Raw genomic sequence first — 19892 nt, forward strand, 5'->3', positions numbered from 1 at the left:
GTTATTTTTGGGGCGAATCGATCAGGCGTGGCGCCTGATGGGGAATTCGAGATCGTTTGAAGCGTAGGGGCAACGAGCTGAAGTGCTCGTCGCAAAAGTCGACAGTCATCATACAACTGCATTTTTTCAGCCGCAAGGCGCGCGGCAATGAGCGGCCGAGCAAAGCCCGGCCATCAAAATAGCCGGGCTTTGGGTTGTGATCAACGTGCGGCGTGAAGCCATGCCTGATTGACGTGGGGCCACGCGTGATCAATCCGCACGATCATGCATTCGGCTCGTCGGTATTGATGTATTCCGGCACCTTGGCCAGTGGCAGGCGACGAGCTTGCTCGATGCCGATGCCCGGGCGCTCCGGCAGTGGCTCGAGCTTCTGCGGCTGGCCAGTGGTCAGCGCGCGCTCGATGGCCTCGACCACGCGCACATCGCGCCAGCCTTCGTCGCCGTCCGGTTCTGGCTCGCGGTCCTGCAGGATGCAGTCGGAGAAGTACTGGGTTTCGCCGCCGAACTGGTCGACCACCGGGTGGGTGTGCTCAGTGGTCTGGCCGTCGATGATGGCCCGGTAACCAATCGCCACGCCTTCGCCGAAACCGAAGCACGGTGACGCCTCGAACTCGCCCTTGGTGCCGATCAGTTGGAAGCGCTCGGTGGACGGCAGGCTGTAGCTGACGGTGAAGGTCGCCAGGCGTTCTTCGGCAAAGCGCAGCGTGACGTTGACCGTGTCGAATGTGTTGATTTCACGGCCCGGCGTTTTGATGCCGACGGCGTGGACTTCAATCGGCTCGGCGGCAAACAGGTTGCGCACGGCGTTGATCGGGTAGGGGCCCATGTCTGCCACGGGACCGGCGTCGAAGCCACTCTGCATGCGGTGGTTGGCCGGGTCGGTGGTCTGGGCGAAGGTCGCGGTGAACAGGCGCAGGTCGCCGAGGTCGCCGGCGCGTACGCGGTGGACCATTTCGACGGTGCCGGGCTCAAAGTGCAGGCGGTAGGCGACCATCAGTTTGGCGCCCGAGCGTTTGGCGGCTTCGGCGATGGCCAGGCAGTCTTCTTCGTTGGCGGCCATGGGCTTTTCGAGCAGCACGTGGATGCCGGCTTCCAAAGCGGGGACGGCGAATTCGCGGTGGCGAAAGTTGGGGGTTGCCAAGTAGATGGCGTCGATTTCGCCGGATTTCAGCAGGGTGTCGAATTCGTTGTAGTGGTAGCTCTTGAGGTCGTACAGTTCCGCCAGTTTGTCGGCCTTGACCGGGTCGCCGGTGACCAGGGCGGTCATGACGGAGTTGTCGGTCTGTTCGAGTCCGGGCATGAAGGCGCCTTGGGAGATCCAGCCTCCAGCGACCACTGCGTAGCGGATTTTGCCGTTTGCGTCTGGCATGTATAAGCCTCCATTTCTCAGCGGACGGTGTGTCCGGCAGCTGTGTAGTCGGCAGATGTCTGGGGCAGAAGTTCAATCCAATCGCGGCTGGAGCTGCGGTGTGGTTTATGAAGATCAAGGGCGTCGGCCTAACGGCCTCGGGTTTCGCCTTCGGCGAGTTACTTGGAAAAGCACCCCAAGTAACCAAGGGTGCTTGCTCCTGGTTGGGCCCCTCGTTCCTCGGGGTTCCCTCACTCCGGTCTCGCTCCGTGGGCCCGCCGCCATCCGCCATCCATGGCGGGGGGCGGCTCTCGCGGCATCCATGCCGCTCGGCCCACGGAGCGAGACCTGCGTTCAGCCTGCACCCAAGTCGCGATTGGCGGTGACTGAGCCTTTTGCGTAGGAAGATCAATAGCAGATCAAAAGCTTCCCGGCTGAAGCCAGTCCTACGGGGTGTGCGGGGTCTGCTTTTAGTGGGACCGGCTTTAGCCGGGAAGGGGCCGGTGGAGGCGCCATCGATTTTTGATCGACCGGTATGCATCCCGGGACGCTCCGCGTCCTTTGCTATTGAATGCACGCGCTGCTTTAGTAGGACCGGCTTCAGCCGGGAAGGGGCCGGGGTGAGCGCCCTCGACTTACCGGGTTAACCACACCCCCTCAGCAGATCCCGCAACCGGTCCAGCGCGGGGTCGATGTCGAGGAGGTCGATGGCGCCGAATCCCAGCATCAAGCCATCGCGCGGTGTCGCGTCGCTGTAGAAACCGTGGAGGGGGTGGAGGCCCAGGGCCTTGTCCCGCGCGCGTTCGACCAGCAGGTGCAGGTCGATCGCCGGATCGAGGGAGGCTTTGAGCATGACGGCCATGTGGAAGCCCGCCGTGCACGGGATGGTTTCCAGCCAGGGCGACAGGTCGCCGGCGATGCGTGACAGGATGCGCTCGCGGCGCCCGGCGTAGGTGCTGTGGCAGCGGCGGATGTGTTTGTTGAGCAGGCCTTCGCTGATGAATTTGCTCAGGGCCCATTGCGGCAGTGTCGAGGTGTGCCAGTCCGTCAGTTGCTTGGCTTTGATCACCGCTTCGAGGATCGCCGCCGGCAGCACGGCGTAACCCAGGCGCAATTCCGGCAACAGGGTTTTCGAAAAGGTGCCGACGTAGGCGACCACGCCGTGCTCGTCCATGCTCTGCAATGAGTCAGTCGGGCGCCCTTCGTAGCGGAATTCGCTGTCGTAGTCGTCCTCGATGATGATCGCGCCGATTCGCCGCGCCTTTTCCAGCAGGGCGTGGCGGCGGGCCAGGCTCATGGGCATGCCCAGCGGCATCTGGTGGGACGGGGTCACGTAGATGGCGCAGACGTTGTCGGGAATCTGCTCGACGATGATGCCTTCACTGTCGACCGGCACGCTGGCGACTTCGGCGCCTTGGGCAGCAAACAGCAGCCGCGCCGGCGTATAGCCCGGGTCCTCCATCGCCACGCGGCTGCCGGGTTCGATCAGCACGCGGGCGATCAGGTCCAGGGCCTGTTGCGCGCCATTGCACACCACCACGTCATCGGCCCCGCAGCGGACGCCGCGGGCGAAGGCAATGTGCCCGGCAATCGCGGCGCGCAGGGTGGGCAGGCCTTCGGGCTGGCTGTAAAAGCCGCGCTCGGTGGACATCTGCCGCACCGCGTGATGCACGCAGCGCCGCCATTCGTCATGGGGGAATTGGGTTTTTGCTGTCGCGCCGCCGAGAAAGTCGTAGCGCAGGGTGCCCGCGCGGGTAGGGTGGCGCAGGGGCAGGGAGATACGTTCCCATTTCGCCACGATGTGGGCGCTGGCCAGCTGCGAAGGTGCCGGCCGAGGCGCGGTAGAGGCGCTCAAGGCGCGGACGAACGTGCCGCTGCCGACCTTGCCCACCAGGTAGTTTTCGTAGGTGAGTCGGCTGTAGGTGTCGGAGATGGTTTTGCGCGACAACCCCAACTGTGCCGCCAGCAGGCGACTGGGCGGCAATTGCACGCCCGCCGCCAGCCGGCCGGACACGATACTGTCGCGCAGCTGTTCGTAGACTTGATGGGCGAGGTCCTTGCGGCCCTCGATAACGATGTGTAATTCCACGCAAACCCCTGAACAGCGCTGGCGGTGCGGACGCACGCGGGTGGATTTTAGCCAGCGCGGCAGTCCATGGCATAGCAACCGATGCAACGTTTGCGCGCCAGGGTGCTCTTAGAGTTAGGCATAAACCTGGATACCCACAGGCAGGACGGTCCGCACAGCGCTCGCAGCGCCGTTGGCCGCCGCTCCCATCCACTTGAAGATGGAACCCCGAACACATGACCACCCCGGACAAGCAGTACGTGGAATGGCTGGTTGAGCAATCGATGCTCAACGCCGCAAAACAACGCGCAAAATTGTATGGCGGCCAGGGCCGTCTCTGGCAGCGGCCGTACGCCCAGGCCCGTCCAAGGGACGCTTCGGCCATCGGCTCGGTCTGGTTCACCGCCTACCCGGCGTCGATCATTACCCGCGATGGCAGTTCGGTGCTCGAAGCGCTGGGCGATGAGCAGCTCTGGCACGCGCTGTCCGAAATCGGCATCCAGGGCATTCATAACGGTCCGCTGAAAGCTTCCGGCGGTTTGAAAGGCCGCGAGCGCACCCCGAGCATCGACGGCAACTTCGACCGCATCAGCTTCGAAGTGGATTCGGACCTCGGCACCGACGCCCAGTTTCTCAACCTCAGCCGCATCGCCGCCGCGCACAACGCGATCGTCGTGGATGACGTGATCCCGTCCCACACCGGCAAGGGCGCGGATTTCCGCCTGGCGGAGATGGCCTACGAAGAGTACCCGGGCCTCTATCACATGGTGGAGATCAAGGAGGAAGACTGGTCGCTGCTGCCGGACGTTCCGGCCGGCCGCGACGCCGTCAACCTGCTGCCCGCCACCGTCGATGCCCTGCGCGACAAGCACTACATCGTCGGCCAGTTGCAGCGGGTGATCTTCTTCGAGCCCGGTGTGAAAGAAACCGACTGGAGTGCCACCCAGGTGGTGACTGGCGTGGACGGCAAGGACCGGCGCTGGGTTTATCTGCATTACTTCAAGGAAGGCCAGCCGTCGCTGAACTGGCTGGACCCGAGTTTTGCCGCGCAGCAGATGATCATCGGCGACGCCCTGCACGCCATTGACGTTATGGGCGCGCGGGTGTTGCGTCTGGATGCCAACGGTTTCCTTGGCGTCGAGCGCAAGGCCGATGGCACCGCGTGGTCCGAGAGCCATCCGCTGTCGATCACCGGCAATCAGTTGCTCGCCGGGGCGATTCGCAAGGCGGGCGGCTTCAGCTTTCAGGAGCTGAACCTGACCATCGACGACATTGCGTCGATGTCCCACGGCGGTGCCGACTTGTCCTATGACTTCGTCACCCGCCCGGCCTATCAGCATGCGTTGCTGACCGGTCGCACCGAGTTTCTGCGGCTGATGCTGCGTCAGGTGCACGAGTTCGGGATCGACCCCGCATCGCTGATTCACGCGCTGCAGAACCACGACGAGCTGACCCTGGAACTGGTGCACTTCTGGACGCTGCACGCCCACGATCAGTACCTGTATCAGGGCCAGACGTTCCCGGGCAACATCCTGCGCGAGCACATTCGCGAGGAGATGTACGAACGTCTGGCGGGCGAGCACGCGCCGTACAACTTGAAGTTCGTCACCAACGGCGTGTCGTGCACCACGGCGAGCATCATTACCGCGGCGCTGGGCATTCGCGAGCTGGACAGCATGACCGCCGCCGACATCGACAAGATCCAGCACATTCATTTGCTGCTGGTGATGTTCAACGCCATGCAGCCGGGCGTGTTCGCGTTGTCCGGCTGGGACTTGGTGGGCGCGTTGCCGCTGCCGGCCGAGCAGGTGGAGCACTTGATGGGTGACGGCGATACCCGCTGGATCCATCGCGGGGGCTATGACCTGGTCGACATGGACCCGGACTGCGAAGTCTCCGCAGGCGGCATGCCCCGGGCTCGCGCGCTGTACGGCAGCCTCCCTGAGCAGTTGAAGCGCCCGGATTCGTTCGCCTCGCAGCTTAAAAAACTGCTGGCGGTGCGCCGTGCCTACGACATCGCCGCGAGCCGGCAGATTCTGATTCCGGACGTCGAGCACCCGGGGCTGCTGATCATGGTTCACGAACTGCCAGCCGGGAAGGGCACGCAGATCACCGCGCTGAACTTCAGTGCCGAAGCCATCGTCGAGACCCTGCACCTGCCGGGCATCGCGCCGGGCCCGGTGGTGGACATCATCAACGAGCGGGTCGAAGGCGACCTGACCGAAGAAGGTGAATTCACCATTACGCTGGACGCCTACGAAGGCCTGGCGCTGCGTGTGGTCAGCATGGCGGCACCGATGATGTAATCGCGCCTCGTGTGGGACCCGCTTCACCCGGGAAAGCGCCAGTGGTAACGCCCTGGAAATGAGGGTGTACAGACTGGCCTCTTCCCGGCTGAAGCCGGTCCTACGGGAGAGTGGGCACAACCGCAGGGCTGGGGTGGGCTCCAATTTGTGGGACCGGCTTTAGCCGGGAAGGCGACATGTGTTACACCGCAGATTTGACGGTGTACGGGCTTGCCTCTTCCCGGCCGAAGCCGGTGCTATGAAGGAATGCGTTCAGCGAGGGATCGCTTTTTATCCACCGTCTGCCGCTCGCGCAGACCTGTTCAGGTCGTTGCTTGTGTCTATCGCTCAATCCGTTCGTCCCCCTGTCTTCGTGCATCTGTGGAGTTATCGCCTGACGTTCTTGCTGTCCGGCATGTCCCTGGGGGCGTGGGCGCCGTTGGTGCCTTTCGCTCGCGACCGCGCCGGGCTTGAAGAAGCCCAGCTCGGCTTGCTGCTGTTGTGCTTCGGCCTCGGTTCCATGCTGACGATGCCGCTGGCGGGCATGCTGACCACGCGCAAGGGGTGCCGGTTTGTGTCGATGATCGGCGGGACCCTGATCTGCTGCATGTTGCCGCTGCTCGCCACGCTGTCTTCACTGCCGGCGCTGGCAGTGGCCCTCGCCGTGTTCGGCGCCGGGCTGGGCAGTATCGACGTGGCGATGAACGTGCAGGGCCTGATGGTCGAGCGCGATCACGGGCGGCCGATGATGTCGGGGTTTCACGGGTTGTTCAGCCTCGGCGGCATCAGCAGTGCGCTGTTGATGACCTTGCTGCTGTGGCTGGGCGCGTCGCCGTTGCTGGCCGTGGCCGTGGTGGTGGCGCTGATCGGCGGGATGCTGTTGTGGCACGCGCGCTACCTGGTGCCCCACGGCGCGGATGATCCCTCCGCGCCCTTCGCCTGGCCGACCCCCCACGTGGTGATTGTCGGGATCCTCTGCTTCATCGCGCTGCTGGTAGAGGGCGCCATGCTCGACTGGAGCGCGGTGTTCCTGAACCGCATGCACCAGATCGATGTGTCGGTGGCTGGCGGCGCTTACGCGGTGTTCTCCCTGACCATGGCGGCCGGGCGTTTTTCCGGAGACTGGTTAAGGAACCGCTTCGGCGCCGTGAACCTGTTGATCGGCGGCGGGCTGCTGGTGATGGTCGGGTTTGCCATGGCGATCCTGCTGGAACCGTGGCCGTTGTTCCTGCTGGGCTTTGCGCTGATCGGGCTGGGCTTGTCGAACACGTTTCCGGTGTATTGCTCGGTGGTCGGTGCACAGACTGCGATGCCGGCGGGGCTGGCGATCGCGGTGATCACCGGGATCGGCTACTGCGGGATTCTGCTGGGGCCGGCGCTGATTGGTTTCGCTGCCCATGTGGTCGGCCTGCGCGAAGCGCTGTTGTGCGTCGGCGCGCTGATGCTGGCACAGGTGCTCACGGCACGGCGTATGGCGAAGCGCTGAGGCTGGCGCCTTCCCGGCTGAAGCCGGTCCTGCTGACAGCACGCGGTGTTGACGGTAGGACTGGCTTTAGCCGGGAAGGGGCCGGTGTGGACACCCTCGGTTTTGCGGCGTGGCATCCGATGCTTTCCCGGCTGCAGCCGGTCCCACGACAATCGCGTGTCCAACCATCCAGCCACTCTTCAACCCACTGGCGCGTCTGTTAGACTTCGGCGCCTTGAAACTCAGGGGCTTCCCATGACCGACCCGATTCGTCTTACCCAATACAGTCACGGCGCCGGTTGCGGCTGCAAGATCTCGCCCAAGGTGCTGGAAACCATCCTCGCCGGCAGCGGCGCGCAGAACCTCGACCCGCGCCTGTGGGTCGGCAACGCCTCGCGCGACGACGCAGCGGTGTATGCCATCGACGACGAAAAGGGCGTCGTGTCCACCACCGATTTCTTCATGCCCATCGTCGACGACCCGTTTGACTTCGGCCGCATTGCCGCCACCAACGCCATCAGCGACATCTACGCCATGGGCGGCGATCCGTTGATGGCCATCGCCATTCTCGGCTGGCCGGTCAATGTGCTCGCCCCGGAGATTGCCCGCGAAGTCATTCGTGGCGGACGTGCGGTGTGCGACGCGGCGGGCATTCCACTGGCGGGCGGCCACTCCATCGACGCGCCGGAGCCCATCTTCGGCCTCGCCGTGACCGGCCTGGTGGAGAAGCGCTTCATGAAGCGCAACGACACCGCGACCGTGGGCTGCAAGCTGTTCCTGACCAAACCCCTGGGCATCGGCATCCTCACCACCGCCGAGAAAAAAGGCCTGCTGCGCGACGAAGACATCGGCCTGGCCCGTGATGTGATGTGTACGCTGAACAAGCCGGGCAGCCGTTTTTCCCGACTGGCCGGCGTCACCGCGATGACCGACGTCACCGGCTTCGGCTTGCTCGGGCACCTGGTTGAGATGGCCGACGGCAGTCAGGTCACTGCACGGCTGAACGCTGCCGCCGTCCCGCGTCTGGGCAGCGTCGACTTCTATATCGAGCAGGATTGCATCCCCGGCGGCACCCACCGCAATTACGACAGCTATGGCGAGCGCATCGGCCCCCTGACCGAGGCGCAGAAGTTGCTGCTGTGTGACCCGCAAACCAGCGGCGGCCTGTTGATTGCCGTGGAGCCCGCTGAAGAGGCGGCGTTCCTGGCCCTGGCCGGTGAACTGGGCCTGAGCCTTGCGCCGATCGGCGAATTGGTCGAGCGACAGCCGCTCGCGGTCGAGGTGTTCTGATGCGCGACAACAGCGCCGACCTGCGCGAGATCTTCCTCAGCGACGTGCCGATGATGGATGTCCGCGCGCCGGTGGAATTCACCAACGGCGCATTCCCCGGCGTGATCAATCTGCCGCTGATGAACGACGTCGAGCGGCAGAAGGTCGGCACCTGCTACAAGCAGGACGGTCAACAGGCCGCCATCGAGTTGGGCCACACGCTGGTGTCCGGCGACGTGAAGGAGGCGCGAATCGATGCGTGGGCCAGTTTTGCCCGCAACCACCCCGAGGGTTTTTTGTATTGCTTTCGTGGTGGCCTGCGTTCGCAGATCACTCAGCAGTGGCTCAAGAGCGAGGCGGGTATCGAGTACCCCCGGGTCATCGGTGGCTACAAGGCGATGCGCAGCTTTTTGATTGAGGTGACGGATCAGGCCGTGGCCGAGTGCGATTTCGTGCTGATTGGCGGGCTCACTGGCAGTGGCAAGACCGAGGTGCTGCAGCAACTCGACAACGGTCTCGATCTGGAGGGCCATGCCAACCATCGCGGTTCGAGCTTTGGCAAACACGCGACGCCGCAGCCGGGGCAGATCGATTTCGAGAACCTGCTCGCCGTGGATATTCTGAAAAAGCGCGCGCGGCATGTGAATCAGTTCGTGGTCGAGGATGAAGGGCGGATCGTCGGCAGTCGTGCGGTGCCCCTTGAGTTGTACCGGATCATGCAGGACGCGCCGCTGGTGTGGTTGGAGGACAGTTTCGAGAGTCGCGTCGAGCGGATTCTGAAGGATTATGTGACCGATCTGTGTGCGGAGTTCGTTGCGGTGCAGGGCGTTGAAACGGGCTTTGCGGCCTACGCCGAGCGGCTGAAGCAGAGTCTGTCGAGCATCGTTCGGCGGTTGGGCGGTGAGCGTTATCAGCGGCTGGCGGCGATTATGGACAGTGCTTTGGCCGAGCAGGCGCGCAGCGGGGCGGTGGATCTGCACCGGGGCTGGATCAGCGGGATGTTGAGTGAGTATTACGATCCCATGTATGCGTTCCAGCGGGACAGCAAGAATCCCCGGATCGAGTTTTCCGGAGATCAGAGGGCGGTTGTCGAATATCTGAAACAGCGGAGCAGATCAAGGGCGTCGGCCTAACGGCCTCGGGTTTCGCCTTCGGCGAGTTACTTGGAAAAGCACCCCAAGTAACCAAGGGTGCTTGCTCCTGGCTAGGTTCCTCCTTCGTCGGAATACCCTCACTCCGACGACGCTCCGTGGGCCCGCGCCGAACGGACATCCATGTCCTGACGGCGCTCTCGCCGCATCCATGCGGCTCGGCCCACTGCGCGTCGTCTGCGTTCAGCCTGCACCCAAGTCGCGTGTTGCGGTGTCTGGGCTCTTTGCGTTTGAAGATCAAGAGCGAAGGCAAAAGCAAAAGCTTCCCGGCTAAAGCCGGTCCCACTAACAGCAGCGAGTGCATTCAGTGGGAACACCGCCGGCTGTAGGACCGGCTTCAGCCGGGAAGCCCTTGATGTGCTTTTGAGCTGCTTTTGATGTGCTTTTGATCTTCGTATAAAAATGCCCAGACACCGCAACACGCGACTTGGGTGCAGGCCGAACGCAGACGACGCGGAGTGGGCCGAGCGGCATGGATGCCGCGAGAGCGCCGTCAGGACATGGATGTCCGTTCGGCGCGGGCCCACGGAGCTTCGTCGGAGTGAGGGTATTCCGACGAAGGAGGAACCTAGCCAGGAGCAAGCACCCTTGGTTACTTGGGGTGCTTTTCCAAGTAACTCGCCGAAGGCGAAATGCTCTGCCGTTAGGCAGGGCCGCTGTAGATCTTGATCTTGATCTTGATCTAAGCCTTACAAAAGCAAAGCGCCAACAAGCCCACTGATTACCCCGACCAGCATGGTCAGCACCCCCACGATCACCAGCACCTTGGCGTCGAAGGATTTACGCAGCATCAACAGCGACGGCAAGCTCACGCTCGGCAGGGTCATGAGCAACGCCACCGCCGGCGCAGTGCCCAGACCCAACGCCAGCAGCGTCTGTACGATCGGGATTTCGGCCGCCGTCGGGATCACGAACAATGTCCCGACAATCGCCAGCGGCACCAGCCACAACAGGCTGTTGCCCATCGCGCCGTCAACATGAGGGAACAGCCAGACCCGCGCGGCGCCGAGGATCAGCACAGCGATGACGTAGATCGGAATCGTCGTCCAGAACAACTGCCAAATCGTCTTGCCCCAGCGCACCAGCAGGCTGCCTTCCTCTGGCCGCTCGGCATTGGCCACGGCCTCCAGCGCCTGCTCCGGGACGGCTTCCGGGCGGGAAATGCGTTGTGCAACAAGGGACACGCCGATCACCAGCACAAGGCCCGCCACCAGTCGCAGCGCCGTGAAACCCCAGCCCAGCACAAAGCCCATGAACACCAGCGTGGCCGGGTTGAGCACCGGGTTGGCGATCCAGAAGGCCAGCGCCGCGCCCACCGACACGTTCTGCTTGCGCAAGCCCGCTGCCACCGGCGCCGCGCAGCAGCTGCACATCATGCCGGGCAGGGCGAACAGGCCGCCGCGAATGGTCGAGCCGAGACCGGCGCGGCCGAACATTTTCAGCAGCCAGTCCCGGGGAATCAGCACCTGCAACAGCGAGCCGAGGATGACCGCCAGCACGGCGGCTTTCCAGATCGCCAGGAAGTACACCTGGGCGTACGCCAATGCGGCAGCCCATGGTGTGGCCGGGTTGTCGTTGATGATCGAGCCGCCGATGGTGTGGGTGTCGGCGGCGATGAAGGATTTCAGGTAATACGGCGACCACTTCACGTAGTACAAGCCGATGGCGGCCACCAGCAGGAACGCCAGGGGTTTCCACCAGAACGACCAGCCGCGGCGTTCGGAGGTGAGCGGGAGGGCAGTCATGACAGGCACCAGAGCAGGAAATCGTGGGGGCGGGATGATACGCCGTGGCCGGGCATTATAGTAGGTGTCGCAAGGTATGTCGGCTCACGCCCGTCCGCCGAAATCCAGCCCGGAGGCGCGCAGCAGTTCCTGGGTGTAGGGCTGGCGCGGATGACCGAAGATAACCCGCGCCGGCCCTTGCTCGACCACTTTGCCGTCCTTGATCACCAGCACGTCGTGGGCCAATGCATGCACCACCGCCAGGTCGTGGCTGATGAACAGATAACTGAGGCCGTGACGAATCTGCAAATCCCGCAGCAAGGCAATGATCTGTTTTTGCACGGTGCGGTCCAGCGCGGAAGTGGGCTCGTCTAGCAAGATCAGCTCCGGTTCCAGCACCAGCGCCCGGGCTATGGCCACACGCTGTCGCTGACCGCCGGAGAATTCATGGGGGTAACGGTGACGGCTCTCTGGGTCGAGACCGACTTCGCCGAGCACGCGGATCACCGTCTGTTCACGTTGGGCCGGTGTGCCGATGCCATGGGTCAGCAGCCCTTCGGCGATGATCTGCTGCACCGTCATGCGCGGACTCAAGCTGCCGAAAGGATCCTGAAACACCACCTGAATGCGCTTGCGCAACGGCCGCATCAGTTGCTGGCTGCGCAGGCTCAGCTCCTTGTTGGCGAAACGGATGCTGCCTTCGGAATCGATCAGCCGCAGGATCGCCTGGCCCAGGGTCGATTTGCCCGAGCCGGACTCGCCGACGATGCCGAGGGTCTGGCCTTTCAACAGCTCGAAACTCACCCCGTCCACCGCCTTGATGTACTGCCGCTCGCGCCGCAACAACGGCTTGGGCAGGGGAAACCAGACCTTCAGCGCGTCCACCGACAGCAGGGTCTGGGTGTGCTCGCCGGGCACCGGTTCGCCGTCGGGTTCGGCATTGATCAGCAGGCGGCTGTAGGGGTGTTGCGCAGCGGCGAACAGCGTCTGGCAATCCGCCTGCTCGACGATTTCGCCGGCGCGCATCACGCAGACCCGCTGGGCGATGCGCCGGACCAGATTGAGGTCATGGCTGATCAGCAGCAGCGACATGCCCAGCCGTTGTTGCAGGGATTTGAGCAGTTCGAGAATCTTGAGCTGCACCGTCACGTCCAGTGCCGTGGTGGGCTCGTCGGCGATCAGCAGCTCGGGTTCATTGGCCAGCGCCATGGCAATCATCACCCGCTGGCGCTGCCCGCCGGACAGTTGATGGGGCAGGGCCTTGAGCCGCTGCGGCGGGTTCTGGATGCCCACCAGCCCGAGCAGTTCCAGAGTGCGCTCGCGGGCGGCCTTGCCCTTGAGGCCCTTGTGCATGGCGAGGATTTCGCCGATCTGTTTCTCCACAGTGTGCAACGGGTTCAGCGAGGTCATCGGCTCCTGAAAGATCATGGCGATGCGGTTGCCACGCAGCCCCCGCAGCACCTTGTCGCTGGCGTGCAGCAGGTCGACGCCCTTGTAACGAATGCTGCCCTGGGTGCTCACGGACTTGGCCGGCAGCAGCCGCAGGATCGAGTGCGCGGTCACCGACTTGCCCGAACCGGACTCACCGACCAGCGCCAGGCACTCGCCGGGCTGGATGTCGAGGTCGAGGCCGTGCACCACTTCGGCGCCGTTGAAAGCGACGCGCAGGTTGCGGATCTGGATTAGAGGGTCAGTCATGGCAGCGCTCAAGTCCGTGGGTCGAAGGCGTCACGGCAGGCTTCGCCGATGAACACCAGCAGTGTGAGAATCAACGCCAGGGCGCAGAACGCCGTGACGCCCAGCCACGGCGCTTGCAAGTTGCGTTTGGCCTGACCGATGAGTTCGCCTAGGGACGCGCTTTCGGCGGGCATGCCGAAGCCAAGGAAATCCAGCGCGGTGAGGGTGGCGATGGCGCCGGTCACAATGAACGGCAAGTAGGTGAGGGTGCTGGTCATGGCGTTGGGCAGAATGTGTCGCCACATCAGCGCGCCGTCGCTGAGGCCCAGGGCGCGGGCGGCTTTGACGTATTCCAGATTGCGCCCGCGCAGGAACTCGGCGCGGACCACGTCGACCAGCGCCAGCCAGGAAAACAGCGACATGATTCCCAGCAGCCACCCGAAGTCCGGCTCGACGAAGCCCGACAGAATGATCAGCAGGTACAGCACCGGCAGCCCCGACCAGACCTCCTGCAAGCGCTGGCCGATCAAATCCGCCAGCCCGCCGTAATAGCCCTGAATCGCTCCGGCGAACACGCCGATCACCGTGCTGATGGCGGTCAGCGCCAACGCGAAGAGTATCGATACGCGGGTGCCGAACAGCACCCGCGCCATGACGTCCCGCGCCTGGTCGTCGGTGCCCAGCCAGTTGCGCGCGCTGGGCGGGCTGGGGGAGGGCTCGCGCAGTTCGTAATTGACTGTGTCGTAGCTGAAGGGGATCGGCGCGAAGAGCATCCAGCCGCCCTTGTCGACGATCAGTTTGCGCACGTAATCGCTGGAGTAGTCCGGCTCGAAGGGCAGTTCGCCGCCGAAGTCGGTCTCCAGGTACTGGTGCATCGCCGGGAAGTACAGCTCGCCCTGATAGCGCACGATCAGCGGCTTGTCGTTGGCGATCAGTTCGCCGCACAGGCAAATCACCAGCAGCGCCACGAACAGCCACAGCGACCACCAGCCACGCCGGTTGGCCTTGAAGTTGGCGATGCGGCGCTGGTTTTGCGGGGAAAACTCGAACATCAGGCGCTCCTCGCGGAAAAGTCGATGCGCGGGTCGACCAGCGTGTAGCACAGGTCGCCCACCAGCTTGATCAACAGGCCGAACAGGGTGAACAGAAACAGCGTGCCGAAGACCACCGGGTAATCCCGGGACACCGCCGCTTCGTAGCTCATGCGGCCGATGCCATCGAGGCCGAAGATGGTTTCGATCAGCAGCGAGCCGGCGAAGAACACCTCAATCAGCGCCTGGGGAATGCCCGCCACCACCAGCAGCATGGCGTTGCGGAACACATGGCCGTAGAGCACGCGCTGCTCGCTGAGACCCTTGGCCCGTGCGGTGACCACGTACTGGCGACCGATCTCGTTGAGGAAGCTGTTTTTGGTGAGGATGGTCAGGGTGGCGAAGCCGCCTATGACCAGCGCACTGACCGGCAGCACCAGATGCCACAGGTAATCGCGCAGCTTGCCCAGCGGCGAGAGGCTGGCGAAGTCGTCGGAGAACAGCCCTTGGGCCGGAAACCAGCTCCAGTAGCTGCCGCCGGCAAACACCACGATCAGCAGAATGGCGAACAGGAACGCCGGGATGGCGTAGCCGATGATGATCAGCGTGCTGCTCCAGACATCAAAGCGGCTGCCATGGAGCACGGCCTTGCGGATGCCCAGCGGGATCGAGATCAGGTACGTGATCAGCGTCGCCCAGAGCCCGAGGGATAGGGTCACCGGCAGCTTTTGCAGGATCAACCCGGTCACCGTAGCGCCGCGAAAAAAGCTGCTGCCGAAATCCAGCTGCGCGTAATGGGTGAGCATCAGCCACAGGCGCTCGTGCAGCGGTTTGTCGAACCCGTATTGGTGCTTGATCGCTTCGACCAGCTCCGGGTCCAGGCCTTGGGCGCCCCGGCTGATGCCGCCGGTGGCCGCGACCTCGCCACCGCCGCCACCGATGCCGCCCGCCGGGCCCATGCCCTGAACCCGGGCGATGGCTTGCTCGACGGGACCGCCCGGCGCGGCCTGCACGATAAGGAAGTTGACCACCAGAATGCACAGCAGCGTGGGAATGATCAGCAGCAGTCGACGCAGGGTGTAGGCGAGCATGTCACTGGCCCTCCGTTGTTGGTGCAGCACGGCTATTAGCGCTGTTGCTGTGTGCCGCCAGCTGCGCGGCCATCTGCGCATCGGTCAGCGGCACACGGCTGACTTCCCACCAGCTTTCCAGACCGACGTCATAGATCGGTTCGATTGCCGGGCGGCCAAAGCGGTTGGCGAACACCACTGGCGTGCCCTGGGAGTAATAGTTTGGAATCATGTAGAAACCCCAGAGCAGCACCCGATCCAGGGCGCGGGCGTAGTGCAGCATGTCGTTGCGGTTGTTGGCCGCCACCAGGCCATCGATGAGGCGATCGACCGCCGGATTGCGCAGGACCATGGCGTTGGAACTGCCGACCTGCCGCGCGCTTTGCGAGCCGAACAGGTTGTACAGCTCGCGGCCGGGGGAGAGGATCGGATTGCCGTTGCTCGGCAGCGTGACCACGATCATGTCGTAGTCCCGGGCGTTCAGGCGGTTCATGTACTGCGCCGAGTCCACGCGACGAAAATTCAGGGTGATGCCGATCTGCGCCAGCACGCGCTTGTATGGCAGCACCAGCCGCTCGAAACCGCCCTGGCCGTCGAGGAAGGAAAACTCCAGCGGCTGACCGGCGGCGTTCACCAGCCGGTTGTTCTTCGCGTGCCAGCCGGCGTCGGCCAGCAGCTTGAGGGCCTTGAGCTGCTTGTCGCGGATGTAGCCGCTGCCGTCGGTCTTCGGTGCGCGCCAGACCTGATCGAAGACTTCGTCCGGCACCTGCCCGCGCAGGGGCTCGAGAAGGCTCAGCTCCTGGGCGTCGGGCAGCTCGGTGGCGGCCATCTCGCTCTTCGGGAAGTAGGTTTGTTCGCGCACATAGAAGTTGCGCATGATCTGGCCGTTGACCCACTCGAAATCCCAGAGCATCGCCAGGGCCTCACGGACACGCCGGTCCTGGAACATCGGCTTGTCGAGATTGAACACGAAGCCCTGACCGGCCACCGGGCGGCGTTTAGCCAGAATGGTCTTTTGCAGACGGCCGTCCTGCAGGCTCGGCGCGGTGTAGCCGACGACATAGCCAGCCGAGGAGAACTCGCGGTTGTAATCGAAGTTGCCGGCCTGGACCAGTTGGCGGGCCACGTCGACATCGCCGTAGAAGTTCACCGTCAGCGCGTCGAAGTTGTAGAGCCCACGGCTGACCGGCAGGTCTTTGCCCCACCAGTCCTTGACCCGCTCGAAGCTGACACTGCGCCCGGCGTCGACCCGCGAGACCCGATACGGCCCACTGCCCAGTGGCGGTTCGAAGCCGCCGCCCTTGGTGAAGTCGCGGGTTTTCCACCAGTGCTCGGGCAGGATGCGCAGGCTGGCGAGGTCCAGGGCGAGGGTGCGATTGGTGCCGGTTTTGAAATCGAAACGGATCTGCCCCGGCGCTTCGATGACCGCGTCCTTGACGTCAGCGTACAGCGGGCGATAGCTGAAGCTGCCCTGGGTAATTAGCGTCTGCCAGGTGTAGCGCACGTCTTCGGCGGTAACCGGCGTGCCGTCATCGAAACGCGCCTTGGGGTTGAGGTAGAAACGCACCCAGAGGTTATCGGGGTCGCGCTCCATTTTCTCGGCGACCAATCCGTACACCGTGTAGGGCTCGTCCAGTGAGCGATAGGCCAGCGGCGCATACACCCACGTGTCGATCTGGCTCACGGAAATGCCCTGATCGACATAGGGCGTGAGGTAGTTGAACTGGCCGATCTCCTCGGACGCGCGGCTCATGGAACCGCCTTTGGGCGCATCAGGGTCGACGTAATCGAAGTGCTGGAAATCAGCGGCGTATTTCGGCGCTTCGCCATAGACGGTCAGCGCATGCACCGGCGCGGCAGACACTTGGGAGATACCCAGCAGCAGCGAGCCACACAACAGCAACGAGTACAGCAATGCCCCGCCCGGTAAGCGGCGCGGCAGTGGAAAGGGGGTGGCGGACATGCGGACATCCTTGAGTGCAGCCCGACGCGCCGGATCACCTGCGCGTCGGGCGTCAGCGCTTAGAAGTGGTACGTGGCCCGCGCAAAAAGCGTGCGGCCCAGTGGATCGGCGTAACGAGGGTCATAGCCGGACTGGAAGTTGTAGGCCTGGTTGGTGAACGGCGGGTCGCGGTCGAACAGGTTGCGCACGCCGGCATCGACGTCCAGCACCTTCTCGAAGGTGTGGCCCACCGACAGGTCCCATAGCGAGTACGACGGCACGGTAACGTTGGTGCTGCGGTCGTAGTCGTTGTAGCCGCTGGTGAAGCGGTTGGTCAGGGAGGCACGGCTGTCGCCGAGGGTCCAGCTGCCAATCAACACGTGTTTCCAGCGCGCGATCACGCCATCACCCTGGAAGTCGCCGACCTTGTCGGTGTACGGACCGTCGATGATGTTCTGGAAGTCGTAGCGGTTGACGTAGGTCCCGGTCAGCCCCAGGCCAAACTGACCATACGGCGTGTTCGGGAAGCGGTAGTCCAGGGTCACGTCGACCCCGTTGGTCTTGACGATGCCCAGGTTGGAGTTGCCGGTGACGATGTTGGCGATGGAGCCGTCGGCGTTGCGGATGATGCGGTCGCCGTACAGGTCCGACTGGTCGAACACGGTGGATTCAGGAAACGATTGAATCTGGTTGGAGATGTGAATCCACCAGAAATCCAAGCCCATGGAGAGGTTGTTCATCGGCTGATAAACGAAGCCCAGGGTAACGTTGCGGGCTTTCTCCGGGGACAGGCTCGCGTTGCCGCCGCTGCGGTTGAGGAACTGCTGATTGCAGTCACGCTCGGCCTGACCGCCCGGTTGCACGGTACCGCCGGCGCAAAGGGTCGGATCATCGTAGTAGCCCTGGCTGTAGGCCAGGCTCTGCGGGGCGTACAGCTCGTACAGCGACGGCGCACGGAAGCCTTCACTGTACGCGCCGCGCATGACCAGCTCTTTGAACGGCTGGAAGCGGAACGAGTATTTCGGGTTGGTGGTGCTGCCGAAGTCGCTGTATTTGTCGTGGCGCACGGCAGCGGTCAGTTCCAGGCTGTCGATCACGGGGACGTTCAGCTCGGCGTATTCGGCCTTGACGCTGCGATCGCCGGACACGGAACCGGCCGAGTCCAGGCCCAGGCTGTCGATGTCATCGACGAAGTCCTCGTAGTTCTGGTGCAGCTTTTCCTTGCGGTATTCGCCGCCCAGCGCCAGACCGGATTCCCCGGCGCCGAACCAGTTACCGATCTCGCGACTGATACGTCCGTCCACGCCATAAACGCGGCCAACGGCGGTGGAGTATTCGCCGTGGTACGCGGCGTCATCGATGTACTGCTGTCCTGCCGCCGATTGCGCGCCGAACGGGTTGAGCAGTCCGCTGGCCAGGCCCGCCTTGAGGGCGGCGTCGCTGGCGTAACCCGATGTCACGCTGGAAACGACTTTGCTCTGGTTGTAGTTGGCGCCCAGGTTGTAATCCCAGCCGCCGACGGTGCCGTCGAAGGTCAGCAACAGGCGCTGGTTGGTGTTCTGGTCCTTGCTGCCACGGGGGCCCGCGGCGGTCTCACGCCAGGCGGTGTCCACCGGTTGGGTCGGGTCGAGGGCGAAGTTGTTCGGGCCGGGGGTGATGCCGTTGCCCGGGTAGTAGGGCGAAGACGGGTCGATGCTCAGGCCGGTCAACGGCGCCGGGCCGATGCTGGTGGCGTTGTTGTTGCGGGCAAAGAAGTATTCGAGGCTGACGTTGTGGTCTTCGGCCAGCTTGCCGGTGGCGCGACCGAAGAACGAGGTCTTCTCGGTCTGCGGCACCAGGTCGATGTAATCGCGGGTGCTGAACCGGCACAGCCCGTTCACGCTCACCAGACCAGGTCCCGCGCAGTCGGGCGCGAGGGGGTTGGTGCTGTTATTGCCCTGGTAGTAGTTGCCGGGATAAGCGGTGCCGGAGGTCTGGTTGAGGCCGCGGCCCGGGACGTAATCCTTGTCGAACGAACGGTCGTTGGCGTCGAGGTTCTGCTGCTTGTTGTAGTTGAACACGCCCATGACGTTGAAGCGGTCTTCGTCCAGATCGCCGAAACCCCAGCTGGCGCTGACGTCTTTGCTGGCGCCGCCACCGCTGGCGGTCGGGGTGTCGCCGCCGAGGCTCAGGGTGCCGTCGGTCAGGGATTTCTTGGTGATGAAGTTGATCACGCCGCCGATGGCGTCGGTGCCGTACAGGGCCGAGGCACCGTCGCGCAGCACTTCGATGCGGTCGATGGCGGCGAACGGAATCATGTTCAGGTCGATGGCACTGCCGTTGGGCGTGCCGACGCCGGACAAGGCGTTGTTGGCCAGACGACGCCCGTTGAGCAGGATGAGCGTTTTGTTGGCGCCGATGCCGCGCATGTCGGCATAGGAAGCGCCGCCGGTGGAGGCGCCAACCGAGCCTGCGCTGTTCATCATCGACTGGCTGCCGGTGATGCGCTGGACCATCTGTTCGGTGGTGGTCACGCCCTGTTTCTTCAGCTCGTCGGCACGCAGGATGGTCACCGGCACGGCGGTTTCCGCGTCGGCCCGGCGCACGGCCGAACCGGTCACTTCCACCCGTTTGAGCTGGGTGGTCGCCGGCGCAGCAGCCACCGCCGCCGCGGGGACAGCGGCTTCACTGCCAGGTGCGGCATCGGCGGCGCTGTCCGTGCTGTCGGCGCCATAGGCCGGGCTCATGCCGACCGCCAGTGCGCAGATCAGCGCACGGGGGTGGCGTTGTACGGCAACAACAAGGGGCTTGAGGGTAAAACCGGGAAAGCTCATCAGCATGGTAGTTTCCGACTTATTCCAGATGTTATTGAAATGGCCTTGT

12 protein-coding genes are annotated in these 19892 nt (G+C 63.9%); 4 read left to right on the plus strand and 8 right to left on the minus strand.

The window, feature by feature from the left end; genetic code table 11:
- Positions 1 to 262: 262 nt before the first annotated feature.
- Positions 263 to 1369 carry a Gfo/Idh/MocA family protein gene (locus tag IFT99_RS06890; RefSeq protein ID WP_192131071.1) on the minus strand — a complete coding sequence of 369 codons (1107 nt, stop codon included), beginning with the start codon at positions 1367 to 1369 and terminating at the stop codon, positions 263 to 265.
- 622 nt (positions 1370 to 1991) lie between these two features.
- Positions 1992 to 3437 (minus strand): MocR-like pyridoxine biosynthesis transcription factor PdxR, encoded by a 1446-nt coding sequence (pdxR, locus tag IFT99_RS06895; protein WP_192131074.1) that lies wholly within the window; start codon positions 3435 to 3437, stop codon positions 1992 to 1994.
- A 215-nt stretch (positions 3438 to 3652) separates the two neighbouring features.
- On the opposite strand from pdxR, the gene treS reads away from it, so the two are divergent.
- The 4 genes from treS to mnmH all read left to right on the plus strand — a co-directional run bounded on the left by treS (position 3653) and on the right by mnmH (position 9568).
- On the plus strand, positions 3653 to 5722 hold the full coding sequence (gene treS / locus IFT99_RS06900; protein WP_065991461.1) for a maltose alpha-D-glucosyltransferase: 2070 nt from the start codon (positions 3653 to 3655) through the stop codon (positions 5720 to 5722).
- A gap of 316 nt (positions 5723 to 6038) precedes the next feature.
- Positions 6039 to 7187 carry an MFS transporter gene (locus tag IFT99_RS06905; RefSeq protein ID WP_296312103.1) on the plus strand — a complete coding sequence of 383 codons (1149 nt, stop codon included), beginning with the start codon at positions 6039 to 6041 and terminating at the stop codon, positions 7185 to 7187.
- Positions 7188 to 7421: 234 nt separating this feature from the next.
- On the plus strand, positions 7422 to 8456 hold the full coding sequence (gene selD / locus IFT99_RS06910; RefSeq protein WP_192131078.1) for a selenide, water dikinase SelD: 1035 nt from the start codon (positions 7422 to 7424) through the stop codon (positions 8454 to 8456).
- Positions 8456 to 9568 carry a tRNA 2-selenouridine(34) synthase MnmH gene (gene mnmH / locus IFT99_RS06915; protein WP_192131081.1) on the plus strand — a complete coding sequence of 371 codons (1113 nt, stop codon included), beginning with the start codon at positions 8456 to 8458 and terminating at the stop codon, positions 9566 to 9568. The genes selD and mnmH overlap by 1 nt, the downstream gene beginning before the upstream one ends.
- Positions 9569 to 10275: 707 nt before the next feature.
- Here mnmH and IFT99_RS06920 read toward each other — a convergent pair.
- The 6 genes from IFT99_RS06920 to IFT99_RS06945 form a co-directional block, all read right to left on the minus strand.
- Positions 10276 to 11331, minus strand: coding sequence for a permease (locus IFT99_RS06920; RefSeq protein WP_192131082.1), 1056 nt, complete (start codon positions 11329 to 11331; stop codon positions 10276 to 10278).
- 84 nt (positions 11332 to 11415) lie between these two features.
- Positions 11416 to 13008: an ABC transporter ATP-binding protein gene (locus IFT99_RS06925; RefSeq protein ID WP_192131085.1), complete on the minus strand. Its 1593-nt coding sequence runs from the start codon at positions 13006 to 13008 to the stop codon at positions 11416 to 11418.
- A gap of 8 nt (positions 13009 to 13016) precedes the next feature.
- Positions 13017 to 14039, minus strand: a complete 1023-nt coding sequence (locus IFT99_RS06930; RefSeq protein WP_192131087.1) for an ABC transporter permease — start codon at positions 14037 to 14039, stop codon at positions 13017 to 13019.
- Positions 14039 to 15109 (minus strand): microcin C ABC transporter permease YejB, encoded by a 1071-nt coding sequence (locus IFT99_RS06935; protein WP_065991468.1) that lies wholly within the window; start codon positions 15107 to 15109, stop codon positions 14039 to 14041. The genes IFT99_RS06930 and IFT99_RS06935 overlap by 1 nt, the downstream gene beginning before the upstream one ends.
- Before the next feature lies 1 nt (position 15110).
- Positions 15111 to 17051 carry an extracellular solute-binding protein gene (locus IFT99_RS06940; protein WP_192131090.1) on the minus strand — a complete coding sequence of 647 codons (1941 nt, stop codon included), beginning with the start codon at positions 17049 to 17051 and terminating at the stop codon, positions 15111 to 15113.
- A 59-nt stretch (positions 17052 to 17110) separates the two neighbouring features.
- Positions 17111 to 19849, minus strand: coding sequence for a TonB-dependent receptor (locus IFT99_RS06945; protein WP_192131092.1), 2739 nt, complete (start codon positions 19847 to 19849; stop codon positions 17111 to 17113).
- Positions 19850 to 19892 lie beyond the last annotated feature (43 nt).

Origin of the sequence: Pseudomonas sp. CFBP 8772 (assembly GCF_014841665.1) — a bacterium.
In the GTDB taxonomy this organism is placed as follows: Bacteria; Pseudomonadota; Gammaproteobacteria; order Pseudomonadales; family Pseudomonadaceae; genus Aquipseudomonas; species Aquipseudomonas graminis_B.